Raw genomic sequence first — 20,857 nt, forward strand, 5'->3', positions numbered from 1 at the left:
AGGAGTGGATAAATATCCCGACGGACGGTGGCTAAGGACGGTCACGACCGCGGGGCCGGGCAGACCTAGACGTAGTCGTCGTACGTCGGCCGTCCCGATTCGGGCGGGAACTCCCCGACCGGGGCGGTCGTCTGGTCGCCGCTTGCCATCGCCTTGATCGTCACCTCGTCGTTGGCCAGGTCCTGTTCGCCGACGATGACGGTCGTCTCGGCGTTGATCGAGTCGGCGTAGCCCAGTTGGCCGCCGAAGCCGCGGTCGGTGAGGTCGGTCTCGACGACGTGGCCGAGCGCGCGCAGATCGCGGGCGATCCGAGCGGCCTCCGCGCGGGTGTCGCCGACCGAGAGCACGTAGTAGTCGGTTTCAAGCGCCTCATCGGGCCACACGCCGGCCCGCTGGCAGAGCAACTTGAGGGTCGCGTGTCCGGGGGCAACCCCGACCGCGGGGGTTGGCTGGCCGCCGAAGCTCTCAATGAGGTCGTCGTAGCGTCCGCCGCCGAAGACCGACCGGGAGACCTCGCCGGTGGAGTCGAAACACTCGAAGACGACGCCGGTGTAGTAGTCGAGCCCGCGGGCGGTCGTCAACGAGACGTCACAGTACTCGCCGGCGCCGAAGTCGTCGGCAGCCGCCAGGACCGCCCGGAGGTTCTCGACGGCGACCTCGACGTCCGATCCCCCGGCCTCGGCGACCGCATCCAGGTCGTCGACGTCATCGACGCCGACGATGAGATCGTCGAACTCGCGGGCGGTTCTCCGGTCCAGACCGGCCTCCTCGAGCAGCGTCAGGTACTCGGCCTCGTCGATCTTCGCGCGCTTGTCGACCGCGCGGATCGCGTCGGCGGTGTCGACCGCGTCGGGGTCGGCGGCCAGCGCCCGCACCAACCCGCCAAGGATGTCCCGGTGGGAGACCCGGAACTCGAAATCATCGCCGGTCAGCCCGAGGGACGTGAGCGCGTCCGCCGCGACCGCGAGGACCTCGGCGTCGGCCTCCGGTTCGGACGACCCGAAGACGTCGATGTTGGTCTGATAGAACTCCCGGAATCGGCCCTGCTGGACCTGTTCGTAGCGCCAGAACGGGCGCGTGGAGACCCACTTGATCGGCTTCGAGAGCTCCTGGCCCTTCGCGACGACCATCCGCGCGACGGTCGGGGTGAGTTCGGGCGTCAGCGCGACGTCGCGGCCGCCTTGGTCGGTAAAGGAGTAGAGTTCCTCGACGATCCCCTCGCCGGATTTGTCCGTGTACATTTGGGTGCGCTCGAGCGCCGGCGTGGCGACCTCGCGGAAGCCGTAGCGCTTCGCGGCGGCCTCGATCGTGTCGGTCACCTCGCGGCGAGCCGACTGCTCGCCGGGGTAGAAGTCACGAAAACCCTTGAGTCGGTCGTACATACGCCGCGGTTCGGCCAGCGGGCGCTTGAAACCATCCCTTCGGGGCCGCGTGGGACCGGGGGTGGGTGTGTGAGACGTCCGCGCGGCTCACCCGGTTCGACCGCGGACGTAGGTCTGTTCGTGGTCCGGGAAAACCTCCGCGACCGCCGCCTCGCCGCGCGTCTCCGCGAGGAGGGCGCGAAGCTCGTCCTCGTAGTCGGCCTTGGCGATCTCCTCGCTGGGGCCGGTTTCGACGTCGAAGGCCTCCTCGACGAGTCGGTCGACCGCGTGGCGTCCGAACCCCGACAGCGGTGCCAGATAGTCGGCGTCGTGGCGGTCCTCGAGGCTTTGCGCCTGTGCCCGCGAGACCGTCGGCACGCGGTCGTCCCGCCGGGTTCCGTCGGCGATCGCGTCGACGTCGAGGGCGGCGATCGTCTCGAGGGCGTGTTCGTGGACGTGCTGAATGCCGTTTCGCGGGTAGCCGTCCTCGTACATCCGGGCGACCGCCTCCCGGGCGACCGGCTCCTCGAGGGCGACCCGCTCGAACGGGAACCCCAACGCCTCGGCCGCCCGCTCCGCGTGTTGCCAGTCGTCGGTGATCCCGAAGCTACCGGTGACACAGCGGACGTCGTAGAAGCGGTCGAGCAGCAGCGCCGCAAGCGAGGAGTCCTTCCCGCCGCTGTACAGGAGGGCCAGTTCCATTTCAGCGTCGGCGGATGTCGAAGCTCTTCTGGTCGGGCTGGAGCTCGCGCAGGAGCTCCTTCATCTGGTCCTCGTCGATCCGCCCCTGCACGCGGCCGCTCTGGGCCAGCGCCGCCACCTGTTTTTTGACCTGCGCGGCGAAGTCGGGTTTCGACATCTCGACCGCGTTGAGCCGCTGGCGCGCGCCGTCGGTGAGGTGCTGTTTGAGCACGGCCTCCTGTTGGGCCTCCGCCTGCTGGCGAGCCGCCTCCTGAGTCTCCTCGTTCCCGCCGCCCTGGGCACGATCCTGGAGTTCCTGCCGTTTCTGTTCGCGGAGTTCCTCGATCCGTTCGTCGTCTGGGCTACCGCTCATACGGGTCCCTTGTGGCTACTCGCGAAAAACGATTTCGGAGGTGCCGGCCGACATCGACGATCGAACGCCGGTCGTACTGAAACCGGTCGTACCGCGGCCGATCGTACCGTGGCCGATCGTACCGTGGCCGATCGTACCGTGGCCGATCGTACCGTGGCCGATCGTACCGTGGCCGATCGTACCGTGGCCGATCCCGCGACGTCACCCGGAGAAGAGGCTCGAGTGAACCGGTGCGTGTGACGTCCCCGACCCGTCGGTCACCGGCTCGTCCGACTCGGCGGCGTCGACGATCGATTTGCCGTCGATTCCCGACCGGAGGAAGTCCCGAACCGGCGGCCCGACGCTTTCGGGTTCGACGAGGAAGGCGTCGTGGCCGTGGTCGGAGTCGACGATGTGGTGAGCGACCGGGACGTCGGCGTCGCCGAACGCGTCGGCAAGGGCGACCGACTGGTCGACGGTGAAGTGCCAGTCATCGGTGAACGACATCACGAGCGCCTCGCCGGTGAACGCCGCCAGCGCGTCCGCGTCGCTCGCGTAGCCGCCCGCGAGGTCGTACTCGTCCATCGCCCGGGTGAGATAGAGGTAGCTGTTCGCGTCGAACCGGTCCGCGAAGGACCCCGCGTTGTAATCCAGATACGACTCGACCTCGCGGTACGGGAAGAAGGCCGCCGTCGGGTTCTCGGGGACGTCAAGTCCCTCCCCACGCGTCAGGGAGTCACGGCCGGCCGACCGCCGGCCGAACTTCCGGTCCATCGAGGACTTCGAGAGGTACATCACGTGGCCGACCTGTCTGGCCAACCCGAGGCCGGTGTCCGGGGCGGGCCGGTCGCCGTAGTAGTCGCCGCCGTTCCAGTCGGGGTCCGACCGGATGGCCCGCCGTGCGATCGCGTCCAGCGCGAGACACTGCGGGTCGAGGCGGGCGGCAGTCGCGATGGCGACGAGATGGTCGGCGTCGTCGGGATACCGTTTGCCCCAGTCGAGGACGTTCATCCCGCCGACGCTCCCGCCCACGACCGCGTGCAGGCGCCCGACGCCGAGGTGGTCGAGCAGCCGGCGCTGGGCGCGGGTCCAGTCGCCCACCTGTACGGGCGGAAAGTCGAGCGCCCAGCGGTCGTGGTCGACCTCTCGATCGGGGTCGACGTCGTCCGGCCGCCGACTTGCGGGTCCGGAGCTGCCGTAACACGACCCGGGAACGTTCGCGCAGACGACGTAGTACTCGGTGGTGTCGATCGCCTTGCCCGGTCCGACGACGTCGTCCCACCACGCGCGGGCTTGGCCCGCCTGGTTCGGCGGGTCTCCATCGGCACCGGCGTCGATCTCGGCGTCGGCGTCAGCGTCGTCCCCCTCGTCAGCCGCCGCGTCACTCCCGGCGGCATCCCCGGTGCCCGCGCCTCCGCTCGCGTCGGTACCCGGGATATCGGGTGTCCGCGCGACGTTCTGGCTGCCGGTCAACGCGTGGCAGACGAGGACCGCGTTTTCTCCGGTGAATTCGCCGTAGGTCTCGTAGGCGATCCGTAACTCGGGGATCGATCGGCCACACTCGAACGTGAACTCGCCGAGTGGGACGATCCCGCTGTCGTGTGGTGTCGTGGTCATCTGTGGAGTGTCGTCGTCATCGGTGTGGTGTGAGTGGAACGTCGGTTCGGGCGACGTCGGGGGGAGCCGACGATCGGTCGTCGGTCCCGACCGTCACCGGTCGGTCTCGACCGGCGAGGCGTCGGTTCCCTCGCCGGCGTCGGAGCCGGCCGCGAGGCCGGCATCGAGATCGGCGAGGATGTCCGCGGGGTCCTCGAGGCCGACCGAGAGGCGCAGCATCTCCGGGAAGACGCCGGCCGACTGCTGGGCCTCGCGGTCCATCTGTGCATGCGTGGTCGAGGCGGGGTGGATGATTAACGATTTCGCGTCGCCGACGTTCGCGAGGAAGCTCGTCAGCTCGACCGACTCACACAGCGTCTTGGCCGCCTCGTAGCCGTCCGCGACGCCGAAGGTGACCATCCCGCCGTAGCCGTCGAGGTATCGCGAGGCGTTGTCGTGGGTCTCGTGGCCCTCCAGGCCGGGGTACGCGACCCACTCGACGCGGTCGTCGCCCTGCAGGAACTCGGCCACCGTCCGGGCGTTCTCGCAGTGGCGCTCCATCCGCAGCGGAAGCGTCTCGATCCCCTGGATCGTCTGCCAGGCGTCGAAGGGGGACTGCTGGCCGCCGGTCGGCCGGACGCCGCGCTGTCGGGCGACGTTCGCGAAGGCGGCGTCGCCGAACCGCTCGACGAAGTCGATCGGAAACGCGGGGCTTTGCCCGGAGAGCTCGTCGTAGTCGGCGTCCGGATGGTCCCACGGGAACGTGCCGCCGTCGACGACCACGCCGCCGACGGTCGTGCCGTTGCCGGTGATCCACTTCGTGGTCGATTCCCAGACGATGTCCGCGCCGTGTTCGAACGGCCGGCACAGCGCCGGGGTCGCGAACGTGTTGTCGACGACCAGCGGCACGGCGTGGTCGTGGGCGATCTCGGCGAGCCGTTCGAAGTCCGGAGTCACGAGCGAGGGGTTGGCGACCGTTTCGACGTGGACGAACGCCGTGTCCTCGTCGATCGCCTCGGCGTAGTCGTCGTACTCGAGGGTGTCGACGAGCCGGGTCTCCACGCCGCGGCGGTCGAGGACCGTCGTGAAGTACGTGGACGTCCCGCCGTACATCTCCGCGGCGGCGACGACGTTGTCGCCCGCGGACGCGAGCACGGTCGTGATCGCGTCGATCGCGGCCATCCCGGAGCCGGTCGCGACCGCGTCGCTGCCGCCCTCGAGGTCGGTGATCCGGTCCTCGAGGGCGGCGACGGTCGGGTTCGACAGCCGGGAGTAGATGTGGCCGTCGGCCCGGAGGGCGTACATCTCCGCCGTGGTGTCGGCGTCCTCGAAGACGTACGACGTCGTCTGATGGATCGGCGTCGCGCGCGAGCCGGTCGCCGGATCCGGATCGGTTCCGGCGTGGAGACTCCGGGTGTCGAACCCTCTGGACATGTACTATGTGCATATCGTTCGATGTATCTATAACCGTCAGTTACGGCAAGGTCTGCCGGACCCCGATCGTGGTGCCATACGACACGGGCATACAGCAGCCTGATCGAAACCGGCCGATAGAACTATGTGAATAAATCACATAGTCGACAATACCGACGGAGGACACGAGAGTCACTCCGAAGCGGGGATCGAGCCGGCTGATTCCGTGAGCATAGCAACGTGAGGATAGCTACCAATGCAACGGGGGGATGATCACCAATGACAACACCGGATGCGATCGTAGAGGCCGCCGAGGCGTTACGACAGTTCGGACTTCGGGAGTACGAATCGAAGTGTTTCGTCGGCCTGTTGCAGCTCTCGACGGGGACCGCAAAGGAGATCAGCCAGATAACCGACGTCCCACGGACGCGCGTCTACGACGCCGTCCGCGTGTTGGAGGCTCGTGAGCTGGTCACGATCCAACACTCGAGCCCCAAGCGGTTCCGAGCCGTTCCGCCCGAGGAGGCGATCCGCACGTTCCGTGAGCGGTACGAGCGGGAACTCGAACGGCTCGCGGCGTCGCTCGACCGAGTTGCGGACGTCGAGGAGATCCCGAACCTGCCGGACGTGTGGACGATGACCGGGGAGAACCGGATTGAAGACCGGATCCGGCAACTGATCGATGAGGCGATGAGCGAGGTCGTACTGGTGGTGGGCGACGGGATGTTTCTCTCGGAGGCGGTGGTCGAGGCCCTGACGGACGTCCACGACGGGGTATCGCTGCTGATCGGCGGGACTGATGAGTCCCTCCAACACCGGATCCGGAGTGAGGTCCCGAGGGCGGAGACGTTCGTGTCGGGGCTCGAGTGGCTGGCCGGCGGGTACGGCGGGGAACGATCCATCGGGCGGCTGTTGCTGATCGACCGGTCGGCGGCGCTCGTCAGCACCGTCGGGGCGGCGGCCGACGGCGAGCACGCGATGTTCGGCGCCGGAAGCGAAAACGGACTGGTGGTCGTCACCCGCCAGCTGCTGGCTCGGGACGGTCCGCTCACGCTCACCACCTGAACCGGGATACAGAGCGACGGTAGGACGATCATAACTACCCGCCGATGAGCCGATCGGCAGGTATGAAGACGTCGAGTGAAACGGGTGTACTGTCCCGACTGAGACGGCCGGAGTATACGGGCGACAACCGGTGTACTCCCTGCACGATACTCAATCTCGGCATCGCGATCATCCTCGCGATCGTTGCGGGGTACGCCGCACTAACGATCGAGCTGTCGCCGATCGCCGTCGGTGTCGTGACGCTGTCGGTCTCCCTCCTCGCGATCTATCTTCGCGGATATCTGATCCCGGGGACGCCGACGATCACGAAACGATACTTTCCGGACCGAGTGCTGGCGTGGTTCGAGAAGACGCCGGAACCGGTCGGTGGGGAGCACGTCGATCCGGAGCGGATGGCCGGTGGAGATGCGGGCCTGGAGACCGACAATCCGGAGGCGGTGCTGCTCGATATCGGCGTCGTCGTCGACGATCCGGCGAACGAGGACCTGATCCTCGACCCCGAGTTCGAACGGGCGTGGGAGGGGACGGTCCGCGACCACTGGCGCGAGGAGCAGTCGGCGAAACGAAGCCTCGGAACGTTCGTGAACGCCGAGCCGGACGCCATCGAGTTCGACGCACACGCCGGCTCGTTTCTGGCGTGGGCGGACGACGCGTATCTAGCCTCCTGGCCGTCCCGGGCGGCGTGTGTGGCGGATACGGCGGCGGCCACGGAACTCCCGGCGTGGGACCCCGACTGGGATCGACGATCGCTTGCGTCCCGTGCGGAGATCCTCGGTGCGCTCCGGCTGTTCCTCGAGCGATGTCCCGCCTGCGGGGGCGCGGTCGTGTTGTCCCAGGACGTCGTCGAGTCCTGCTGTCGGAGCCGCGACGTGGTGACCGCCACGTGCCAGTCGTGTGACTCACGGCTGTTCGAACTGGACGTGGATCCATCGAACCTCCCCGAAGAGTAACGATCGTCCCCGCGAACGGATCTCTTCTCCCAGCAACCTCGGCCGGTCCCCTAGAGACGGACGCGACGGTCCGAGACCGCGAACGCGATCGCCGAGAGGGCGATCGTCGAGACCACGAGGACTGCCGAGAGGTGTCCGTGTTGGGAGAAGTAGGGGAGATATCCGAGGGTCGCAGTCGTGACGAACGCCAGCGAGACGGCCGCGAGCCCGAGCCAGTACTCACACCACGAGAAATGGCCATCGGGAACCGACTCGAGGTAGACGGTACAGTCCGACGCCGTGGGCGCCAGCTCGACGACCCCCGACCGCTTCTCGTACTCGACGATCCCGTTGTCGTCGAGGGTCGGCAGGTGGATCTGATACAGCGAGGTGTAGACCCGCTTGCGCTGTTTGTAGGTCACCTCCCGCTGGGAGACGTCGTTCTCCTCGGCGGCGATCACCTCCGAGAGGTCGCGGATCGTCATCCGGCCGTCCTCCGCCTCGCTCAGGTGTTCGATGACGCGACGGCGACGCCGGTTCGACAGCATACTGAAGACCGTATCCTTGGAGAGTTCCCTGCCCGTGGTGTCGTCGGCGTCGGTCTCGGTGGTCGCGTCGTCCGCATCCGGACCGGCGTCGAACTCGGCAGAGTCGACCGCACGGCCCTGCGTCGCCAACGTGACGAGCCCCGTCATGGCGTCCGCACCCCCTTGGTCGATGGTCGACGCGGAGCGATCGGCAGCGGTGCAGGCATTCCCGATTCGGTCTCGCACTCGGGTGATCGGGTCGATCGATACGCGCGATCGGATCGGGGTGATCGGGGATGTGTGGACGAAGCCATTGGTGTCGGGTGGGGAGTTGTCACTCGTCGATGCGATGCGCGGATGGATTTCGAGCCGGTGGTTCCGATGGACGGTTTCGACCGTGACGACTCCGCCGCCCACGTCGTCTCGATGGCACCCAACGAACGAGAAGAGCATATACATACGACATTTTCACTCGATCCCGAAATCGTATGAGAACGAGTGACAATGGGCGTCGAACCGTCCCTGGACGGCCCGGATCCGTCCGATCGGCCGACCGGGGAACAACCCTGAATGGAGGGGACACTTGCCCGAACGAGCGGGCTACGGAACTGATCAGTGAGTCCCGAATCGACGGCGAGCGTCATCCGTTATCGTGCCTCCCGATCGAATCCACGGAGCGAGCGAAGCACGTACCACCGGTGGGTCCAGAACTGGGTGCCGATGGCGGCCGCGAAGGCGAACAGGGAGAGGCTCGCCCACAAAAGCGGATCGACGCGCGCGATGAGTGGCACATCCAGCAGCGCCGCCACGACGACGAACAGCGACAGCACGCCGAGCGTCCGATACAGCTCCCCCCACGTGATGCCGTAGGACGTGATCACCTCCATATAGGTGTCCACGTCTCGTGCGCGCTCGCGGAGGCGAATGACGTGTGTGTCCGGATCGTACTCGACGATGCCGAGGTCGTCGAGCATCGGGAGGTGGGTCTGGCGAAGCGAGCTGCGGACGCTCTCGTAGGCCGCCTGCGGCGGCGGTGATTCCTCCGTCTCCTCGGCCGCGATCGCCGTGGCCAGTTCGCCGAGCGTCACGGTCCCGTTCGCGGTGGTCAGGTGACGGACGGCCTCACGACGGCGCGCGTTCGCAAGGACGGTATACACGTCCGATTCTGGAAGGTCGTTCGTTCGAAACATGGGCATATCGACATCATCTCCGGGTTCTCGATCGGTGTGTGAACTGGTGACGTCGTCAAGCCGGGATTGTATCGGGACCACCGTCAGGATGGGGACCCTACCGGTCACGAACACCGCGTTGGATCGACCGTAGGGGTGGTCTACGGTGCCTGAATCATCGGTTCGTTGCGGAAAACGATCGGTTCAGAGACGCCCGTTTTCGCGAACGAGACCGTCACGAGGCGCGTATTCTCCCGAATCCGTCGTTCCGCAGTGACGTGTCGGCTCGTAACTACGTGGTATCCACTCACAGGGAAGATCAACTGGACGGGCGGACCGCCGGGGTCCCGGACCCGTTCAGGGACCACTCATGACCGACGACACACCCCACCGACACGGACTCTCCCGACGCCGCGTCCTCGGCGGTCTCGGCGCGATCGGCGTCGCCTCCGCTGGCGCCGGCCTCGGGACGACGGCCTACTTCAGCGACGAGGAGAGCTTCGAGGAGAACAGCCTCACCGCCGGCGAGCTCGACGTGAAGCTCGACTACAAGGCGACCTACGCGGGCGGCCCGGGTCGCCTGGAGGAAATAAACGGCTGGTACAGCGACGACGGCCCCGGTGAACCCTTCGACGTCGAGAAGGTCGACGGCGAGGAAGGAACCTACCTGATCGGCGAGGTCCCCGAGGTCGACGAGGGAGATATCTGGGCGGACGAGGTCCAGAACACGGACCTGTGTGCCCCGGATCTGGGCCTGATCAACGGCGACGAGGTCCCGGTGTTCACCCTCGAGGACGTCAAGCCCGGGGACTCCGGCGAAGTCACCGTCAGCCTCCACATCTGTGACAACCCCGCGTGGATGTACATGAACGGCGCGCTGACGGCCAACGACGAGAACACCGTCACGGAACCCGAGGCGGGCGTCGACGGCGAGAACAACGGGATTTCGGACAGCCCGATCGACGGCGATGGCGAGCTCGCCGACGCCATTCAGACGAAGCTGTGGTACGACGAGAACTGTAACAACGTCCACGACGGCGGCGGCGACGGCTCGGAGTCGGAGGAGGTGTGCGTCCAGCTCGTGATCGACACCTCCGGATCGATGGGCGGAACCCGCATCGAGAACGCGAAGGACGGGGCTCAACAGCTCGCCCAGACCATCCTCGACGCCAACCCCGACAACAAGGTCGGCGTCTCGCAGTTCTCCACCGGTGGGAACGTCGTAGAGCCACTCACCGACGTGTACGACGACCAACCCGGCGATCCTGCCGCAGGAAACGGCGTCGGGCCTGCGATCGAGAACCTGAGCGCCGGTGGCTCGACCAACGCGCAGGCCGGAGTGAATGCGGGACAGTCCGACCTCGAGAACTGCCCGGAGGGCGTGCGTCGTATCATGGTCGTCTTCGGCGACGGCGACATCAACACCGACGGACAGGCCGCAAAGGACGCCGGAACCGAGATCTTCGCGATCGGCGTCGGCGGGGCAAGCGAGAGCGAACTCAACGACCTCGCCAGCGACCCGGACGCGGACCACGTCTTCCTCGGCGCCGACGACGCGGCCATCCAGCAGCTGTTCTCGCAGGTCGGCCAGACGATCACGGGCGGCGAGACGGTCATCCTCGAGGATTCACTCGCCAACGCGATGGCGGCCCTCGAGGAGGGGATCGCCCTCGACGGCGACCGCTCCACGGAGGAGGACGACCCGTTCGTCGGCGGGATGACCCACTGTCTCGGCTTCGAGTGGGAGCTTCCCGATGACGTCGGCAACGAGGTCCAGACCGACTCGGTCGGCTTCGACCTCGGCTTCTACGCGCTCCAGGCCCGGCACAACGACGAGCCGCCGGAGAATCCCTTCGACGGCAACTTCACCGATGACAACGGGCTCCCGTCGGGCGGAAACAGCACGAACGGAACCGGCACCGCAGACTGATCGAGACGAGCGCGAACGACTCCCATCCACGGTGGCGCGGGTCTTCACCCGCACTGCGGCGGTTCGAGTCCGCCGATGGGATTCCCCGAAAGGGGTGGTGACCATGAGCAAACAAGGTACAATCGGGCTGTCACGCCGCCGAGTACTCGCGAGCATGGGGGCGATCGGCGTCGCCTCCGCGGGTGCCGGCCTCGGCACGACGGCCTACTTCAGCGACGAGGAGAGCTTCGAGGGGAACAGCCTCAGCGCGGGCGAACTCGACCTCAAGGTCGACTGGCAACAGACATACAACGGACCGATTCCGACCGGCGAGAACGCGGGGCAAGTCGGCGAGCACGCCGTGAACGCCTACCCCGACACGCCGATGGATGGCGAGAGCTACGGCGACGGCCTCCAGGACCTGGACGGCGTCCACTACTCCGGCGCCGGCAACGTGGAACCGGTGTTCAACGCCGCCGAGGTCCCCGCCTGCTGTGACTGTGGAGAGGACGAGTACTACGTCACCTACGGCGGTGAGTCCTACTGCATCGAGCCGGTCACCTCCGAGGATAGCATCGAGGACTTCTACGACTACGGGAACAACTCCTCACAGAATGATGACATCACGAGAGCAAACGCGAGCGTCATCTTCCTGTATGAGGATTCGACGAGCGGCGAGCTGAGCCTCGTCGTCGTCAATGACGATACCGAAGCGAACGGTGGCGGAGCAGCCTCGTACACCGTCGAGGGAGCGCCGGTCAATCCCGGTTGGTTGGTTGGTGGCGGCGACTGGCAGGTGCAAGACGACGGGGACGATCCATACGCCACTTGGGAAGCCGACTGGGCCTGGTGGAGTGAATACACTGACGGCGGCGCGATCGGGGCGCTCACGGATGATTTCGCCCTTCGCCTTTCGGCGGCGTTCAACGGCGCTGCAGCGGAAGAATCACGAAGAAACGACGATGGAACGGTGGAGGACGTCGTTATCCTCAGCGGAGGAAGCGGTCAGGACTCCGATGAGATCGTTCTCGAAAGCGGCCTCGACGAGGACGAGAACAACGTCGTCGAGGACATCACCATCCACAGTTCCTGTGGCATCGACAGCGGCGTCGAACTGGAGACGCCGGCCGTCTTCCGCAGCGAGAACTACCCCGACCAGGAGCACCTCGTCGAGTTTGACGACGTCAAGCCGGGCGACAGCGGCGAGATTACCTTCTCGCTGCACCTCTGTGACAACCCCGGCTACGTCTGGATGACCGCCGCCAACTTCTCGGAGAACGGCGGCGCCACCACGGAGCCCGAGATCGACGCGCTCCTCGATGAACAAGGGAACGACAGCAACGTCACCGCCGATGACATCGAGGACTCCGGTCACCTCGCCGAACACGTCGAGGTCACGGTCTGGTACGACGAGGACTGTGACAACGTCTACGCCGACCCCGAAGAGGTCGATGGCGACGGCGAGGAAGCCATCTTCGAGGGCACGCTCCAGGAGCTGATGGAGACCGAGTTCGGACTCGAAGAGGGCACCGAGGACGAGGGGATGACCGCGCTCAACGTCGGAGCGGACGGGCAGGACTGTTACCCCGCCCGCGCGGGCTTCTGTATCGGCTTCGAGTGGGAGGTTTCCACCGAGGTCGGCAACATCATCCAGGGCGACGAGGCACACTTCGACCTCGGCTTCTACACCGAGCAGTGCCGCCACAACGAGACCCCCGGAAGCACCGGCGATGGGAACGGAACGGCGAACGACACCGCGACCCCGACTCCGACGCCGACCGGGACTCCCTCGTCGTAATCTCCGCCGAGACGCATCGCTCCCCGAGTTCCGTTCCGGATCGCCGGAACGCACCCCGCGGATACGGCCACCGTGGCCGGGATCCGAGGCCGGTTCGACTCCGGCCGCGGGCCTCCCCACCCCGGGGATCACCCATGAGCAACGATGACCCATCCGGACTCTCACGACGAACGGTGCTCGCCGGGCTCGGTACCATCGGCGTCGGATCCGCCGGCGCCGGCTTCGGAACCACAGCCTATCTGAACGACGCGGAGACGTTCGCGGGGAACGCGATCGCCGCCGGGACGCTCGACCTCAAGATCGACTGGGAGGAGCACTACTTCGACGGCAGCGCCGGCACGGAGTACGGACGCTATCTCACCGAGATCGAGGACCCCGGCGACCGCCGGGGATTCCCGAGCGACGACCCCGTCTTCGTGGTCCCCCAGGAGAACGTCGGCGACTTCATGGACGCGACCGCGCTCGAGGCGTATCCGGACGACACCGACGACGGCGTCCAGAGCCCGCCGGCAGGCTGGGACGATCCCGAGTCGGACGAGTACGTCTGTGCGCTCGGCGCCGACACCCCGGAGGATATGGACCCCCGCGCGGACGGGGCGGGCACCGGCCTCCGGACGGACAACGACGACACGTGGAACGACGAGGAGGGAACTCCAAAGCCCCTCGTGTCGCTGTCGGACGTCAAGCCCTGCGACTTCGGCGAGGTGACGCTCAGCTATCACCTGTGTGATAACCCCGGCTACATCTGGTTGACCGGCGAGCTCACCGAGAACGCCCAGAACGGCTACACCGACCCCGAACTGGAGCGCCTGACGGAACTGTACGACGGACTGCCCGAGGAGGGGCAGCTCGCGGAGCAGATCTTCGTTCGACTATGGTACGACGACGGCGACAACCTGATCGAGGACGACGAGACGGAGATCATCGCCGGACCGCTGGGGTCGGTGCTGGCACTGCTCGAACAGGGACGGGGCATCCCGCTGTCCCCGAACGGCAGCGCGGGCGGCGCGGACGGACCGGGCGACGCGGTCCCCCCGGCAGTCGTCCCGGTCGGCGACGACGGGATCACCCTGACCGAGGACGACTGCCACGTCGAGCAGGGCAACCCCAGCTGTGCCGACCACGGGCTCCTGCGCGCGATCAAGGTCGAATCGGAGGACCTCCCGGGCGGGCTCGGCGAGTCGCTGACCTACGGGACGGCCGTGGGTACCGTGACGATCACGGTGACCGACTGGGACGACGAGGACGACGAGGTGCTGGAGTTCGACGTCGAGTTCGACGGGTTCCAGGCCCACACGGTCATCGTGAAGGGCGGCTCGAACGCGAACGTCTGCAGCCGGAGCGAGGACGGCGAGATCCTGACCGCGAGCGCGGGCGAGGGGCTCGGCGCCCCCTTCCGGACCGGCGACAGGCGCTACGGCGTGAGTCACGTCAGCATCTGTTACGACGCCGAAACTCCGGATCCCGACCCGGATCCGGATCCCGATCCGCGATGTTTCGAGCCGTCGACGACCCACTACGTTGGCCTGGAGTGGTGGCTGCCGTGTACGGTCGGCAACGAGGTCCAGACCGACTCGGTCGGTTTCGATCTCGGCTTCTACGCCGAACAGTGCCGCCACAACGAGTCGCCGGGAGTCGGGAACGCGACCGGGTCTGGGTCCGGGAACGCGACCGAGGACGGGAACGCGACCGGGACCGAGAACGGTAACGAAACCGGGGGTGACGTATGACTCGAAACTGGGGCCGGACCCCGACCCGGGACGCGACGATCGAGGCGACCCAGGACGCGGCGATCGAGGCGGCCCGAGACGCGGCGATCGAGGAGCCGCATGGATCGGGTCTCATCGACCGGTATGGGGAGTATACCATCGGAATCCGAGGTGGTAGGATATCCATTCATATGGTCCGAGAGTGTGATGGATCCACTCGAACAGGGGCGATCGATCGCCGACGATTCACCCGGAAGTGACCTCAGAGATGACGGACGATACCCAACCGACGTTGACCCGACGCCGCCTCCTTGCCGGGGCAAGCAGCGTCGGCGTTCTCGGACTGACCGCCGGCCGACGTGTCGCACCGAGCCGTCCGTCAACCGACGTTCCGGATCGATACGCCCGGTACACGTACGCCGGACCGGCGGACCCGGATGACGACGACCAGCCGGCGATCCGGGTCGGGTGGAACAGCACGTATAACGGGGACCCCGTCGACGTCGGGACCGAAACCGATGCGGAAACGGAGGCGGACGGGAACGAGTCGGATTCCACGATCGAGCCGAGCGGAACGAACGACAACGGGTCCGGGACCCCGGACGGACCGCAGTTCGGCGATACCGACGGCGTTCCGGGACCGCTGATCGACGCGTCGAACGTCCTGCCGGGCGACTCCGGAACGGTCAGCATCGGGCTGACGGTCGAGGAGATGGACGCACGCGTCCGGCTGTTCCTCACGGACGGGACCGGGGAGAACCCGGTCTCAGGCGCGCTCGCGGACGTCATCGAGGTTGCGCTCTGGTACGACACCGGGATCCTCGGAATCGGCGGCTGTCGCGGGGCGGAGTCGATGCCGGAGAATCCGGCGATCGAGACGACGCTTCGGGACCTGGGCGATCAGTATGGCCCCGACAGCGACGGGCTCATCATCACGGACGGACTCGAGGACTGTCTGGCCGAGGACGAGCACTTCTGTCTGGGCTTCGCCTGGCGGATCGACGAATCGGTCACGAACGCCTACCAGGGCGCGGCCGCCGACTTCGGGCTCGCGTTCCGGGCCGAACAGTGTGGAGGCGGCCAATGAGCCGGGACCGGTTCGACGTGAGCCGGCGACGGTTGCTCGCGGGCGTGAGCGGGCTCGGCGCGTTCGGGTTCGCCGGCGGAGCGACGAGCGCCGCATACCTCTCGGACCGTGAGACCGTCTCGGGGACCCAGCGCACCGGCAGCGTCGGCCTCGGCGTGACGTGCGACGACTGTGTCACGGAGGGGAGCAAGACGACGTTCGCCCTCGAGGGGATCGAACCCGGCGAGCGGCGAACCGAACGGTTCGGGCTCTCGATCGAGGGGAATCCGGTCCGCGTCTGGCTGCGAACCACGTGTCCACCAGCCGTCGATCCGCTGGGTGAGGCTCTCGAGGTCCGGCTTCGCGTCGCGACGGACTGCGACGGCGGTCCGCGACGAACGCTTCATCCGAGCAGCGGCTGGACGACCCTCGCGGACCTGCGTGAGACGCTCGTCGACGGCGCCCGCGTGGACGACCCCACGGACCCCTGCCTCTCGGCGGCCGACGACCCCTGTCTCGAGTTCGACTACCGACTCCCGACCGACGCCGCGTGGGCGGGCAGCGCGGCCGGCGAGTTCGCGTTCGAGCTCCTCGCCGAGCAGTGTCGTCACGTCCCCGAATCGGACGCGACGATGGACGCGTTCGAGACGTCGGCGTCCGGGTCGGCGTGTCCCGACGTGGAGTGTGAGACGTGCGCCGAGCTCGGAACGATCGACCTCGACGGCGGCCGACTCGTCCCCGGCGAGACGTACGCGCTCGACGAGCAACACGACGACCAGCACGACGACCAGCACGAACACGAGCTGCAGGTCCTGCGGACCACGGACGCCGTCGACGGCGACGGGGATCGGGAAACGGTCTGTGCCGCGGTCCGGCTGCTGCGGGACGCCACGGGAACCGGCGAGTTCGAGGAGGCCGCCGCGCCGCCGATCTGTGAGATCACGGTGACCGGACGCACGGACTCGGATCGGGAGCAGGAACCCGAGACGCGAACCGCCACCCACGACGTCGTCCCCCCGCTCACCCGAACGCGCGAAAAGGTCTGTACGCCGAGCGACGAGAACGGCGGCGACGAGACCCGACCGGGGATCGAGTCGATCACCGTCTCGACGTGCGTCGACGGAGACGGAAACGGCGGCGGGAACGGAGACAACGGAGATGGGAACGGAAACAACGGAGACGGAAACGGGGACGGCGACGGCGAGAACGGCGACTGCGTGCCCTGTGAGTCGGACTCGGGCGACCGTCGCGTCGGTGGCGCGACGGTCCAATACGACGGGCCGGCGGGGAGCAGCGTGACCGTCGTGATCGACCAACAGTCGAACGGGAGCCCGCCACAACAGTCGACCGAGAACTCGCCACAACAGTCGAACGGGAGCCCACCGCAGGAGACGGTCACGGTCGATGACGTCGCGCCGGGGGACTCCGTCACGGTCCCGATCGCCGGCCGCGGGCGGCCGGAGTTCGATCTCTCGGTCCGCGATCCGAACGGCGACGAGTGGGCGCTCGGGACGATACACACGAGCTGTTCACGGCCGTTCGGGCCCGGAACCACGGTAACCGACGGAACGCGGACGCTGACCGTTCTCAAAGCCGTGACGAAGGACGGCACGTCCATCTGCGAGGTGAGCGACTCATGAACCGACGCACCGTCTCACGGGTACTCGGGGTGCTCGTGTTGCTCGCGCTCGTGGCTCCGTTCCTCATCTACGCGGTTCCGGGCGTCGTCGGCGCCGAATACGGCTTCGTGGTGCTCACCGGCAGTATGTCGCCGGCGATCGAGCCGGGTGACGTCGTGATCGTCGACGAAACCGATCCCGACGCCATCGAGACCGGTGACGTGATCACCTTCGTTCGCGGGAACACGGAAACGCCGGTGACACACCGCGTCGTCGACGTCCGCGGAAGCGGGGCCGAGCGACAGTTCGAGACCAAAGGCGACGCCAACGAGGACGCCGACATCCGCGCGGTACCGGCGGAGAACGTGCTCGGCGAGGTCCGGTTCACGATTCCGTACATCGGGTACGTCATCCAGGCGGTCAACTCGCGGGTCGGATTCCTCCTGCTCGTGGCGGTGCCCCTCGGGCTGTTGATCGCGACGGAGCTGTGGTCGCTGTTGGCCTCGAGTCGAACCGGGCCGGCGCCGAGCGAGGAGCCAGCCCCTGCCGACGCCGCCGGGACGGCGACCGCAACCGACGCCGCCGGAACAGCAACCGCAACCGACGCCGACAGATCGGCGACCGCAACCGGCGGCTCCGACGTCGGCGACGGAGCGACGGCGGAAGCAAGGGCGACGGACGATACGAGCGAGACCACGGCCGATCCGGACCGGACCGACGACGTCGTGCTCACCGAGAACGACCTCCAGCTCTCGACGGGGGTGTTGGTCCTGGTCGTGCCGTACTGCGTCTACATCGCGTGGGAGCTGCAGACGGCGCTCTCGCTTGCGGTGGCGTTCGCGACCACGCTGTCGGCGATCGCGATCGGCGGCGCGATGGTCTCGCTTCACCGGAGCCGCGATCACGATGATTCGGGACGGTCGGCTCCGACGCCGAACGCCGACTCGGCTCCGAATCCGGCTTCGACTCCGAATTCGGACTCGACGCCGAGATCGACGGGGATGGCGGGGACGACCAACACACCGGCGGCCAGCGGAGCCGGCGCAGGCACGTCCGTCGACGAAGCTGGAACGCCGATCGACGGTACCGAGACGTCGGCCGGGACCAGCGGATGGGGTCGCATCGAGATCCCGATACTCGGCGGCGCCGACTCCGATGAGCCAGCTGCGGGCGAGATGGCCGATCGGGAGACGCCCGCTCCGACCCAGCTCTTCGACGACGACTCGAAGGGCGTGACGACCCGCGACGAGGAGACGGAGGGGGGCCAAAAATGACGCCAAACGGATACGATCGGTTCGTGGTCGGGATCGTCTGCCTGTGTGTCACCCTCGCCGCCGTCGGCGGCGGCGCGGCGACGGTCGCGCTGCTCGGCGATTCGGCGTCGGTGAGCGGAACGATCGAGACCGGCGAGACGTTCACAACGGAGGAGGTGGACCGGGTACTGAACTCGACCTCGGGTGAAAACGTGTCGGCCGGGTTCGAGAAATCGAAAGACGGGAACGACGAGAAGAAGGACGAACGCGGCGATAAGAACGCCGAGGGGGAGAGCAAGTCCGGAGAGACTCCAGAACAAGCGAACGGCAAAAACGCCGACAAACCCGACGGCAAAAACGCCGACAAACCCGACGAGGAAGACGACAAAGGCGAAGATCACGACGAGGAACAGGAGGACACCGGAGAGGAACAGAAGAGTCCCGACGAGAAACAGGAGAACTCAGGAAACGAAGAAGACGGTGAGAAAAACGGTGACGGCGATGACGCGGACGGCGATGACGCAGATGGGGACGGCGCGGAGGGTGACGGTGATGCAGATGGTGACGACGCAGAGGGTGGCGACGACGCAGAGGGTGGTGACGACGCGGACGGCGATGGCGCAGATGGGGGCGATGAGGCGGATGACGACGACGCCAGCGGTTCGAACGGGGGCCAGTCCGGCGGAGACGCAACGAGTGGTGGAGGCTCCGACGGTGATTCCGACGGTGATTCCGACGGTGATTCCGACGGTGATTCCGACGGTGATTCCGACGGTGATTCCGACAGTGACTCCGACGGCGGCGACTCCGACACCGATGACGATAATTCCGAGGACGCAGGTGAGAGCGGTGGCGAAAGCGGCAGTTCCGAAAGCGGATCCGAGACCGAGTCCGGGTCGGAGTGAATAACGCACACGCGGAGCCGACGGGGAGCGTGCGTTTATCCCGGATGGCGCATCTATGAACGTGTATGTCCGCCGCCGACCCACCAGTGCCACCCCTCGCGGAGCGGGCCGCTGCCTGTGCCGACCGGCTTCGATCCGCCGACAGCGTCCTTCTCGCGTCCCACATCGACGCCGACGGGCTCACGAGCGGAGCGATCGCCTCGAGCGCGCTCGAGCGCGCAGGGATCGACCACGAGACCGTCTTCGAGAAGCAGCTCGACGAGGAGTCGATCGCCGGGATCGCGGCCCGGGAGTTCGACACGGTCCTGTTCACCGACTTCGGGTCGGGGCAGCTCGACGTCATCGCCGACCACGAGGCGGCCGGCGAGTTCACGCCGGTCATCGCCGATCACCACCAGCCCGCCGACGCCGAGACGGAGTACCACCTCAACCCGCTCCTGTTCGGGATCGACGGCGCTTCGGAGCTGTCGGGGGCGGGTGCGAGCTACGTCCTCGCGCACGCGCTCGATGCCGACAACCGTGACCTCGCGGCGCTCGCGATCGTGGGGGCGGTCGGCGATATGCAGGGCGGGACAGAGGGGCTGACCGGCGCGAACGAGGGGATCGTCGACCACGCGGTCGCGGCGGGCGTCGTCGAGACGCGGACCGACATCGCCCTCTACGGACGCCAGACCCGCCCGCTCCCGAAGCTGTTGGAGTACGCAAGCGACGTCCGGATCCCGGGGATCTCGAACGACGAAGCGGGCGCGATCGCCTTCCTCTCGGATCTGGATCTCGACGTGAAAACCGACGACGGCGACTGGCGGCGCTGGGTCGACCTGGACGACGCCGAGCGGCGAACGCTCGTGAGCGCGCTGTTACAGCGGGCGGTCTCCTCGGGGGTGCCCGCGAGCCGGATCGAGGAGCTCGTTGGAACCTCCTACACGCTCACCGCCGAGGAACCCGGGACGGAACTGCGTGACGTCAGCGAGTTCTCGACGCTGCTCAACGCGACCGCCAGGTACGAGCGTGCGGACGTCGGGCTCGCCGTCTGTCTCGGCGAGCGCGGAGCGCCGCTCGAGCGCGCACGAACCCTCCTGCGGAACCACCGTCGAAACCTCTCGGAGGGGCTGCAGTGGGTCAAGTCCGAGGGCGTCACCGAGGAGGCCCATCTGCAGTGGTTCGACGCCGGATCGCGGATTCGGGAGACGATCGTCGGGATCGTCGCCGGGATGGCGATCGGCTCGCCGGCGGTCGACCGGTCGAAGCCGATCGTCGCGTTCGCCGAGAAGGACGCTGACCACGTGAAGGTCTCCAGCCGCGGGTCCCATCGGCTGGTCCGGCAGGGACTGGACCTGTCGGCCGTGATGCGGGAGGCGTCGCGATCGGTCGGCGGCGACGGCGGCGGCCACGACGTCGCCGCCGGCGCGACCATCCCGAGCGGGAGCCAGCGGGAGTTCGTGGCAGCGGCGGACGCCATCGTCGGCGAGCAGCTGGGAGCCGAGTGACGGCGGCGCGCAGTCGGG

General features: G+C 67.3%; 18 protein-coding genes. 11 read left to right on the top strand and 7 right to left on the bottom strand.

All coding sequences use genetic code 11. The features are described from left to right. Nucleotides 1-65 precede the first annotated feature (65 nt). From hisS to OQF70_RS04215, 5 genes are all read right to left on the bottom strand, one after another. Nucleotides 66-1,382, bottom strand: a complete 1,317-nt coding sequence (gene hisS, locus OQF70_RS04195; protein WP_280536016.1) for a histidine--tRNA ligase — start codon at nucleotides 1,380-1,382, stop codon at nucleotides 66-68. An 87-nt stretch (nucleotides 1,383-1,469) separates the two neighbouring features. Continuing rightward, the gene (locus OQF70_RS04200; protein WP_280536017.1) at nucleotides 1,470-2,063 is read right to left on the bottom strand and encodes an alpha hydrolase; all 594 of its coding nucleotides are present in this window, start codon (nucleotides 2,061-2,063) and stop codon (nucleotides 1,470-1,472) included. 1 nt (nucleotide 2,064) lies between these two features. Further along, on the bottom strand, nucleotides 2,065-2,415 hold the full coding sequence (locus tag OQF70_RS04205; RefSeq protein WP_092816796.1) for a DNA-binding protein: 351 nt from the start codon (nucleotides 2,413-2,415) through the stop codon (nucleotides 2,065-2,067). A gap of 201 nt (nucleotides 2,416-2,616) precedes the next feature. Beyond that, complete coding sequence (gene metX / locus OQF70_RS04210; RefSeq protein WP_280536019.1) at nucleotides 2,617-4,011, bottom strand: homoserine O-acetyltransferase; 1,395 nt, start codon at nucleotides 4,009-4,011, stop codon at nucleotides 2,617-2,619. 93 nt (nucleotides 4,012-4,104) lie between these two features. Then, nucleotides 4,105-5,424: an O-acetylhomoserine aminocarboxypropyltransferase/cysteine synthase family protein gene (locus OQF70_RS04215; RefSeq protein ID WP_280536020.1), complete on the bottom strand. Its 1,320-nt coding sequence runs from the start codon at nucleotides 5,422-5,424 to the stop codon at nucleotides 4,105-4,107. Between the two features lie 258 nt (nucleotides 5,425-5,682). On the opposite strand from OQF70_RS04215, the gene OQF70_RS04220 reads away from it, so the two are divergent. Both OQF70_RS04220 and OQF70_RS04225 read left to right on the top strand, forming a co-directional pair. Continuing rightward, complete coding sequence (locus tag OQF70_RS04220; protein WP_280536021.1) at nucleotides 5,683-6,468, top strand: helix-turn-helix domain-containing protein; 786 nt, start codon at nucleotides 5,683-5,685, stop codon at nucleotides 6,466-6,468. A gap of 62 nt (nucleotides 6,469-6,530) precedes the next feature. After that, nucleotides 6,531-7,418: a hypothetical protein gene (locus OQF70_RS04225; protein WP_280536023.1), complete on the top strand. Its 888-nt coding sequence runs from the start codon at nucleotides 6,531-6,533 to the stop codon at nucleotides 7,416-7,418. 50 nt (nucleotides 7,419-7,468) lie between these two features. Here OQF70_RS04225 and OQF70_RS04230 read toward each other — a convergent pair whose 3' ends face one another. Then, entirely contained in the window at nucleotides 7,469-8,092 is a 624-nt protein-coding gene (locus tag OQF70_RS04230; protein WP_280536024.1) for a hypothetical protein, read from the bottom strand. Nucleotides 8,093-8,224: 132 nt separating this feature from the next. Here OQF70_RS04230 and OQF70_RS04235 point away from each other — a divergent pair, with 132 nt between their 5' ends. Next, nucleotides 8,225-8,416, top strand: coding sequence for a hypothetical protein (locus tag OQF70_RS04235; RefSeq protein ID WP_280536025.1), 192 nt, complete (start codon nucleotides 8,225-8,227; stop codon nucleotides 8,414-8,416). A 155-nt stretch (nucleotides 8,417-8,571) separates the two neighbouring features. Here the strand turns inward: OQF70_RS04235 and OQF70_RS04240 are convergent, their stop codons facing one another. After that, nucleotides 8,572-9,120 (bottom strand): hypothetical protein, encoded by a 549-nt coding sequence (locus OQF70_RS04240; protein WP_321169489.1) that lies wholly within the window; start codon nucleotides 9,118-9,120, stop codon nucleotides 8,572-8,574. Nucleotides 9,121-9,463: 343 nt separating this feature from the next. Here OQF70_RS04240 and OQF70_RS04245 point away from each other — a divergent pair, with 343 nt between their 5' ends. From OQF70_RS04245 to OQF70_RS04280, 8 genes are all read left to right on the top strand, one after another. Next, nucleotides 9,464-11,023, top strand: coding sequence for a vWA domain-containing protein (locus OQF70_RS04245; protein ID WP_280536027.1), 1,560 nt, complete (start codon nucleotides 9,464-9,466; stop codon nucleotides 11,021-11,023). Nucleotides 11,024-11,126: 103 nt separating this feature from the next. Beyond that, complete coding sequence (locus OQF70_RS04250) at nucleotides 11,127-12,800, top strand: SipW-dependent-type signal peptide-containing protein (RefSeq protein WP_280536028.1); 1,674 nt, start codon at nucleotides 11,127-11,129, stop codon at nucleotides 12,798-12,800. A 134-nt stretch (nucleotides 12,801-12,934) separates the two neighbouring features. Then, nucleotides 12,935-14,530, top strand: coding sequence for a hypothetical protein (locus OQF70_RS04255; RefSeq protein ID WP_280536029.1), 1,596 nt, complete (start codon nucleotides 12,935-12,937; stop codon nucleotides 14,528-14,530). Between the two features lie 247 nt (nucleotides 14,531-14,777). Beyond that, nucleotides 14,778-15,596 (top strand): hypothetical protein, encoded by an 819-nt coding sequence (locus tag OQF70_RS04260; RefSeq protein WP_280536030.1) that lies wholly within the window; start codon nucleotides 14,778-14,780, stop codon nucleotides 15,594-15,596. Beyond that, a complete protein-coding gene (locus OQF70_RS04265) occupies nucleotides 15,593-17,215 on the top strand; it encodes a hypothetical protein (protein WP_280536031.1) in 1,623 nt (540 codons plus the stop codon). The genes OQF70_RS04260 and OQF70_RS04265 overlap by 4 nt, the downstream gene beginning before the upstream one ends. After that, nucleotides 17,212-18,468: a signal peptidase I gene (locus tag OQF70_RS04270; protein WP_280536032.1), complete on the top strand. Its 1,257-nt coding sequence runs from the start codon at nucleotides 17,212-17,214 to the stop codon at nucleotides 18,466-18,468. The genes OQF70_RS04265 and OQF70_RS04270 overlap by 4 nt, the downstream gene beginning before the upstream one ends. Next, on the top strand, nucleotides 18,465-19,352 hold the full coding sequence (locus tag OQF70_RS04275) for a hypothetical protein (RefSeq protein WP_280536033.1): 888 nt from the start codon (nucleotides 18,465-18,467) through the stop codon (nucleotides 19,350-19,352). The genes OQF70_RS04270 and OQF70_RS04275 overlap by 4 nt, the downstream gene beginning before the upstream one ends. A 65-nt stretch (nucleotides 19,353-19,417) precedes the next feature. Further along, nucleotides 19,418-20,839 (top strand): DHH family phosphoesterase, encoded by a 1,422-nt coding sequence (locus tag OQF70_RS04280; protein WP_280536034.1) that lies wholly within the window; start codon nucleotides 19,418-19,420, stop codon nucleotides 20,837-20,839. The last annotated feature ends 18 nt before the right edge of the window (nucleotides 20,840-20,857 follow it).

The organism is Halopenitus sp. POP-27, assembly GCF_029889855.1.
Classification (GTDB): Archaea; Halobacteriota; Halobacteria; order Halobacteriales; family Haloferacaceae; genus Halopenitus; species Halopenitus malekzadehii.

What these genes read in the sequence shown, in the direction of transcription:
- OQF70_RS04245 (WP_280536027.1), top strand. Translation starts at nt 9,464, where the DNA reads ATGACCGACGACACACCCCACCGACACGGACTCTCCCGACGCCGCGTC.
- OQF70_RS04225 (WP_280536023.1), top strand. Translation starts at nt 6,531, where the DNA reads ATGAAGACGTCGAGTGAAACGGGTGTACTGTCCCGACTGAGACGGCCG.
- OQF70_RS04205 (WP_092816796.1), bottom strand. Translation starts at nt 2,415, where the DNA reads ATGAGCGGTAGCCCAGACGACGAACGGATCGAGGAACTCCGCGAACAG.
- OQF70_RS04280 (WP_280536034.1), top strand. Translation starts at nt 19,418, where the DNA reads ATGTCCGCCGCCGACCCACCAGTGCCACCCCTCGCGGAGCGGGCCGCT.
- OQF70_RS04240 (WP_321169489.1), bottom strand. Translation starts at nt 9,120, where the DNA reads ATGCCCATGTTTCGAACGAACGACCTTCCAGAATCGGACGTGTATACC.
- OQF70_RS04260 (WP_280536030.1), top strand. Translation starts at nt 14,778, where the DNA reads ATGACGGACGATACCCAACCGACGTTGACCCGACGCCGCCTCCTTGCC.
- OQF70_RS04215 (WP_280536020.1), bottom strand. Translation starts at nt 5,424, where the DNA reads ATGTCCAGAGGGTTCGACACCCGGAGTCTCCACGCCGGAACCGATCCG.
- OQF70_RS04265 (WP_280536031.1), top strand. Translation starts at nt 15,593, where the DNA reads ATGAGCCGGGACCGGTTCGACGTGAGCCGGCGACGGTTGCTCGCGGGC.
- OQF70_RS04220 (WP_280536021.1), top strand. Translation starts at nt 5,683, where the DNA reads ATGACAACACCGGATGCGATCGTAGAGGCCGCCGAGGCGTTACGACAG.
- OQF70_RS04230 (WP_280536024.1), bottom strand. Translation starts at nt 8,092, where the DNA reads ATGACGGGGCTCGTCACGTTGGCGACGCAGGGCCGTGCGGTCGACTCT.
- OQF70_RS04275 (WP_280536033.1), top strand. Translation starts at nt 18,465, where the DNA reads ATGACGCCAAACGGATACGATCGGTTCGTGGTCGGGATCGTCTGCCTG.
- OQF70_RS04270 (WP_280536032.1), top strand. Translation starts at nt 17,212, where the DNA reads ATGAACCGACGCACCGTCTCACGGGTACTCGGGGTGCTCGTGTTGCTC.
- hisS (WP_280536016.1), bottom strand. Translation starts at nt 1,382, where the DNA reads ATGTACGACCGACTCAAGGGTTTTCGTGACTTCTACCCCGGCGAGCAG.
- OQF70_RS04200 (WP_280536017.1), bottom strand. Translation starts at nt 2,063, where the DNA reads ATGGAACTGGCCCTCCTGTACAGCGGCGGGAAGGACTCCTCGCTTGCG.
- OQF70_RS04250 (WP_280536028.1), top strand. Translation starts at nt 11,127, where the DNA reads ATGAGCAAACAAGGTACAATCGGGCTGTCACGCCGCCGAGTACTCGCG.
- metX (WP_280536019.1), bottom strand. Translation starts at nt 4,011, where the DNA reads ATGACCACGACACCACACGACAGCGGGATCGTCCCACTCGGCGAGTTC.
- OQF70_RS04255 (WP_280536029.1), top strand. Translation starts at nt 12,935, where the DNA reads ATGAGCAACGATGACCCATCCGGACTCTCACGACGAACGGTGCTCGCC.